Source organism: Microcystis sp. LE19-41.2A (assembly GCF_027530405.1).
Classification (GTDB): domain Bacteria; phylum Cyanobacteriota; class Cyanobacteriia; order Cyanobacteriales; family Microcystaceae; genus Microcystis; species Microcystis aeruginosa.
Window position 1 is genome coordinate 1 of record NZ_JAPZQJ010000044.1, and the last position, 6,081, is coordinate 6,081.

A 6,081-nucleotide genomic window follows, 5' to 3' on the forward strand; every position below is an offset into this window, starting at 1 on the left:
TTGTACCAAGCGATGTACTACAAGAAGGATAATGCAAGGTTTTTGAAAGTCCCAATCCTATTTTCGCAGCATGAACATCGGACTTTAACAGGTCAAAAGCTTTATTTTAAAAGGGTTTTACCATTATTCAGCAAGCCCTAAATAGAAATAATCTCCTGTCTCCTGTCTCCTGTCTCCTGTCTCCTATCTCCCGACTCCTGCCTCCTGCCTCCTGCCTCCTGTCTCCTGACTCCTGCCTCCTGCCTCCCGACTCCTGATAGCTAAAAAACTGAGGTAAATTCCAGAAAAATCATTAATTTTTGGGAAAAAAGTAGCAAAAATTACAAAAAACATCTAAAAAGTAGCAAAAATTACAAAAAATCTGCTAACCTAGCCGTAATATCACACAGATATTCGTAGAAAGATTCCCGAAAATCTCCTCAGCAAAAACATCCGTGTGAAGTAGCTAATATTGTCAGCGAGGTTAGTTCAAGATCATCATGTCAAATTTAGGACGACGTAAATTTCTCCTGTACGGTTCTGCCGCTTTGGGAACCAGTATTCTGTTAAAAGCTTGTGGTGGCAATCAAAGCCAAACCCCCACGGCTAGTCCTAGCCCGGCTGCTAGTCCCGCCCCAGCCTCTGGAGAGACGATTAAGGTGGGTATTCTGCACTCCCTCAGTGGCACCATGGCCATCAGTGAAACCAGCGTAGTTGATGCGGAAAAACTGGCGATCGAGGAAATCAATGCCGCCGGTGGTGTTCTTGGTAAACAGATCGAGGCAGTGGTGGAAGATGGCGCTTCCGATTGGCCAACTTTTACCGAAAAAGCCACCAAACTGATCGATCAGGACAAAGTTGTGACTGTCTTCGGTTGTTGGACTTCCGCCAGTCGTCAGGCAGTTTTACCCGTGTTTGAAGCCAAAAACCATATGCTCTGGTATCCCGTCCAGTACGAGGGTCAAGAGTGTTCTAGAAATATCTTTTACACTGGTGCTGCCCCCAACCAACAGATCGAGCCGGCAGTGACTTGGTTGCTGGAAAATAAAGGGAAAAAATTCTTCCTCGTCGGTTCCGACTACGTTTTTCCCCGCACCGCCAACACGATTATTAAAGAGCAGTTAAAGGCGAAAGGCGGCGAAACCGTGGGCGAAGACTATCTACCCCTAGGTAACACGGAAGTTACCCCGATTATTACCAAAATTAAGCAAGCTTTACCCGATGGTGGCGTTATTTTCAACACCCTCAACGGTGACAGTAACGTGGCTTTCTTTAAACAACTGCAAGCGGCCGGTTTAACTCCCGATAAATATCCGGTCATGTCGGTGAGTGTTGCCGAGGAAGAAGTTAAACAAATTGGTAAGGAATATCTCCTCGGTCAATACGCTTGTTGGAACTATTTCCAAACCGTAGATACCCCCGCTAACAAGAAATTTGTTGAGGCTTTTCGAGCTAAATTCGGTCAGGAGCGCGTCACTAACGACCCCATGGAAGCGGCCTACATCATGGTCTATCTCTGGAAGCAAGCGGTGGAACAAGCGGGAACCGCCGATGATCTCGACAAAGTTCGCGCCGCGGCCGTGGGACAAAAATTCGATGCTCCCGAAGGACCGGTAGAAATGTTCCCCAATCATCATATCTCCAAAACCGTCCGCGTTGGTCAGGTGAGAGATGATGGTCTATTTGACATTGTTTGGTCAACTCCGGGGGTAGTGGATCCGCAACCTTGGAACCAATTTGTCCCCGAAACTAAGGGCTTTGCCTGTGACTGGACGGATCCGGCTAAGGGCGGTAAATTCAAAATGGAAAAATCCTAGTTTTAGGAATTTTTCCAAACAATAACGAGGGTGAGGTGGGCATTACTGTTCACCCCACTTTTTAAACCTTAAAAATGCACGGGAATAACGAAAAGTGTCAGCATTATTAGAAGGATTATTTAATGGTATTAGTATCGGTTCTGTGCTATTGCTGGCCGCTTTAGGACTAGCGATTGTCTTTGGACTGATGGGGGTGATTAATCTCGCTCACGGTGAGTTAATGATGTTAGGGGCCTACAGTACTTTTGTGGTGCAGAATATCTTTAAAGGTTTTGAAGATATTTATATTTTAAATGTCTTTCAAGCTTTCCGTATTTCTCTCTTTGATACTTATGTTTTATTCGCCCTACCGATCGCTTTTTTAGTGTCGGGATTGGCGGGATTATTATTAGAAAGGGGGGTGATTAGGTTCCTCTACGGCAGACCCCTAGAAACGCTGCTGGCCACTTGGGGAGTCAGCTTAATTCTGCAGCAATTTGTCAGAAGTGTCAACGGGTTATTAGTAATTAGTTTAATAGTTTTCTGTCTGTTATTTTTTGGGGCGATGACGCTGTTAAGTCGTCGCTTAGATTGGGAGAGAATTCGCAATTTAGCTATTGGTATCACCCTGCCTTTATCCCTAGCTATCGCTGGATTATTAGGCTATCTTTTATCTTTTAATCCGGTTCTCGCTCGACCCTGGTTTAGTGCCAGAAACGTCGATGTCACGGCTCCTGCTTGGTTACGGGGAGGTTTACCTTTACCCGGTTTTCAAATGCCCTACACCCGTCTATTTATTATCATTTTGACTGCCCTTTGTTTGTTAGGGACTTATTGGTTTTTAAATAAATCTTCTTGGGGTTTACGCATTCGTGCCGTCACCCAAAATCGCCAGATGAGTGCCTGTTTAGGCATTCCGACAAATCAAGTGGATGCTTTGACTTTTGCCCTCGGTTCGGGATTAGCTGGAGTTGCCGGTTGTGCGATTAGTTTTTTGGGTTCCGTCGGTCCAAATGTGGGACAAAATTATATCGTTGATACCTTCATGGTAGTGGTGGTGGGGGGAGTGGGTAATCTCCTGGGAACTATTATCGCAGCTATGGCCATCGGTGTGGCTAATTATTTAATTGGTTCGGGAACTTTTGCTCTGATTTTTGGTTCCGTAGAAGCCCTAAAACCCCTAACGGATTTCTTCACCTTTTTCTCCACCACTAGCATGGCAAAAGTGATGATTTTTGCTTTAATTATTGCTTTCTTGCAATTCAAACCTGCGGGAATTTTTCCTCCTAAAGGACGTACTGCCGAGTTATAGATTATGATTACCGAAACCATCACTAGAAAAGAATCCCGACAACGGGAAAAGAAAAAGTTAATCACGGAAATCGCTGTTATTGTTGGTTTAGTGGTCATCTTTGCGGTGTTACTGCCCTTAGCTTTGTCGGCTTTCCGTTTGCGTTTATTGGGGCGATTTCTTTCCCTCGCTATTGTTGCTTTGGGGATAGATTTAATCTGGGGTTATACGGGTTTATTAAGTCTCGGTCATGGTATCTTTTTCGCCCTCGGTGGTTACGCTTTGGCCATGTACCTAAATCTTCAGTTACCCCCCGGACAAATGCCCGAATTTTTTACTCTCTACGGGGTGACAGAATTACCTTTTATTTGGCAACCTTTTTATTCCCTACCTTTGACAATTCTAGCCCTAATTATCGTACCAGCGATCGTGGCAGGATTATTGGGTTATTTAATCTTCCGCAACCGCATTAAAGGGGTTTATTTTTCGATTTTAACCCAAGCGGCTTTACTGGTATTTTTTAACTTTTTTAACGGTCAACAGAAGTTAATTAACGGCACTAATGGCTTAAAAACCGATACCCAAACAATTTTCGGTTTGCTGGTGGGTTCCGATGCCGTTCAAGTGGCCTTTTATTTACTCACAATTGTCTGTTTACTGGCTATTTATCTGCTCTGTCGTTGGTTAACTACGGGCAGATTTGGGCGCTTGTTAGTCGCCATTCGCGATGATGAGGTGCGTGTCCGTTTTTCTGGTTATGATCCTACTTGGTTTAAGGTGTTAGTTTTTGCCATTTCTGGGGCGATTGCCGGTGTTGCCGGCGCTCTTTACACCGTGCAAACGGGAATTATCACCCCTAACTCTATGGATGTGGCTTTTTCCATTGAAATGGTGATTTGGGTGGCTGTGGGGGGACGTGCTACCCTTGTGGGGGCAGTTGTCGGTACTTTATTAGTACGCCTAGCCCAAACTTTTTTAAGCGAACAATTTCCGGAAGTCTGGGTATTTTTCCAAGGGGCCCTATTCCTAATTGTGGTGACAGTCCTTCCCGATGGTCTTCTCGGTGGAATTAAACGTTTGCTGACTCATTTTGGTTTCCGCAAAACTTTAATTACCTATCCTAGTATTGAGGAAGCTCCGGAAGTGCAACTGGAAAGAGAAGAATTAGAGCATAAGTGACCTTAGCTATCAGTTATCAGTTATCAGTTATCAGTTATCAGTTATCAGTTATCAGATGTGAGTTTTCAGTTCACTGATTACTGCTGACTGTTCACTGAAAATACTTCCCAATTCCCTCTTAGAAATTATGACTGGAAAAATCTTAGAAATCGAGAATCTTACCGTTAGTTTTGGGGGTTTTAAAGCTCTCAATAATCTTAATTTCAGTATGGATACGGGAGAATTACGGGTGATTATCGGTCCCAATGGTGCGGGAAAAACCACTTTTTTAGATGTGATTACGGGGAAAGTGCAACCCACCATCGGACGGGTATTATTTAAAGGTCGAGATCTCCGCAAAATTCCCGAATTTGCGATCGCTCGTTTAGGGATTGGTCGCAAATTCCAAACTCCTAGGGTATATTTAAATCTAACTGTCCGAGAAAATCTCGATTTAGTTAGCAACCGTAATAAAAATGTTTTCTCAACTCTTTTCGGTCGTCCTCCTCTAGAAGATAGCAGAAAAGTTATTGGTTTATTGGAAACTATCGGGTTAACTGCTAAAGCTGATTTACCCGCTTCTTTACTTTCCCACGGCGAAAAACAACGCTTAGAAATTGGCCAATTAGTGGCCCAGTCACCAGATTTACTGCTAGTAGATGAACCCGTAGCAGGATTAACCGATGAGGAAACGGAAAACGTGGGTAATTTGTTATTAAATCTAGCGGAAAGTCATTCAATTATTGTCATTGAACACGATATGGAATTTGTCCGTCAAATTGCCCGCAAAGTCACGGTTTTACACCAAGGAACTGTTCTCTGTGAGGGGAATATGGAGCAAATTCAAAATGATCCGAAAGTTATTGAAGTTTATCTAGGTTCCTCGGAAGAATAAAGAATCAAACGATTAAAATTAATTAAAAAGGGTTGACAATGTTACACATATCTGATCTCAATGTTTACTACGGAGAAAGTCATATTTTAAGAAATGTTGATCTTAACATTTATGCGGGAGAAATGGTCTGTTTAATCGGACGTAATGGCGTGGGCAAAACTACCCTATTAAAAACCTTGATGGGTATCTTAAAACCGCGAGCGGGAACAATTAATTATGAGCAAGAAAACCTGATTAATAAAACCTCAGATCAAAGAGCCAGATTAGGACTGGGTTATGTGCCGCAGGGTAGGGATATTATTCCCCGTTTAACGGTAAAAGAGAATTTAATTCTCGGTTTGGAAGCTTTACCCACAAAAAGAAAAAATGCCACAATTCCCGAAGAAATCTTCGATTTGTTTCCCGTTTTAAAAACCATGTTATCGCGGATGGGAGGAGATTTAAGCGGTGGACAACAACAGCAATTAGCCATCGCTCGCGCCTTAGTGGGGGAACCAAAATTATTAATTTTAGATGAACCCACGGAAGGAATTCAACCGTCAATTATTCTCGAAATTGAAGCGGCGGTACGGCGCATTGTTGCCAGCAAAGGAATCGCCGTTTTATTAGTAGAACAACACCTGCATTTTGTCCGCCAAGCTGATCGATATTACGCCATGCAGAAAGGGGGAATTGTTGCTTCCGGTTTCACGAGCGAATTAAGTCAAGAAGTCATTCAGCGATTTTTGGCGGTTTAAACTTAACTTTTTCCTTGATAAGTAGGTAGGCGTTAAAAATTATCAGACACCCCCCTTATCAAGGGGGGATTAAGGGGGGATCGGCACCCCCCTTATCAAGGGGGGATTAAGGGGGGATCGGCACCCCCCTTATCAAGGGGGGATTAAGGGGGGATCGGCACCCCCCTTATCAAGGGGGGATTAAGGGGGGATCGAAGCTAAAATCCATTTTTAATTTAATTATAA

At 43.5% G+C, this 6,081-nt stretch carries 5 protein-coding genes; all 5 read left to right on the forward strand.

Going from position 1 to position 6,081, the window contains the following annotated elements; translation table 11 throughout:
• Positions 1-479: 479 nt before the first annotated feature.
• The 5 genes from urtA to urtE all read left to right on the forward strand — a co-directional run bounded on the left by urtA (position 480) and on the right by urtE (position 5,856).
• Positions 480-1,796 (forward strand): urea ABC transporter substrate-binding protein, encoded by a 1,317-nt coding sequence (gene urtA, locus O9290_RS02235; RefSeq protein WP_288058199.1) that lies wholly within the window; start codon positions 480-482, stop codon positions 1,794-1,796.
• A gap of 94 nt (positions 1,797-1,890) precedes the next feature.
• Positions 1,891-3,087 carry an ABC transporter permease subunit gene (locus O9290_RS02240; protein ID WP_288058197.1) on the forward strand — a complete coding sequence of 399 codons (1,197 nt, stop codon included), beginning with the start codon at positions 1,891-1,893 and terminating at the stop codon, positions 3,085-3,087.
• A gap of 3 nt (positions 3,088-3,090) precedes the next feature.
• The gene (gene urtC / locus O9290_RS02245; protein ID WP_288058195.1) at positions 3,091-4,245 is read left to right on the forward strand and encodes an urea ABC transporter permease subunit UrtC; all 1,155 of its coding nucleotides are present in this window, start codon (positions 3,091-3,093) and stop codon (positions 4,243-4,245) included.
• A 127-nt stretch (positions 4,246-4,372) separates the two neighbouring features.
• Positions 4,373-5,119: an urea ABC transporter ATP-binding protein UrtD gene (urtD, locus tag O9290_RS02250; RefSeq protein ID WP_002777291.1), complete on the forward strand. Its 747-nt coding sequence runs from the start codon at positions 4,373-4,375 to the stop codon at positions 5,117-5,119.
• 38 nt (positions 5,120-5,157) lie between these two features.
• Entirely contained in the window at positions 5,158-5,856 is a 699-nt protein-coding gene (urtE, locus tag O9290_RS02255) for an urea ABC transporter ATP-binding subunit UrtE (RefSeq protein WP_288031253.1), read from the forward strand.
• Positions 5,857-6,081: the final 225 nt, after the last annotated feature.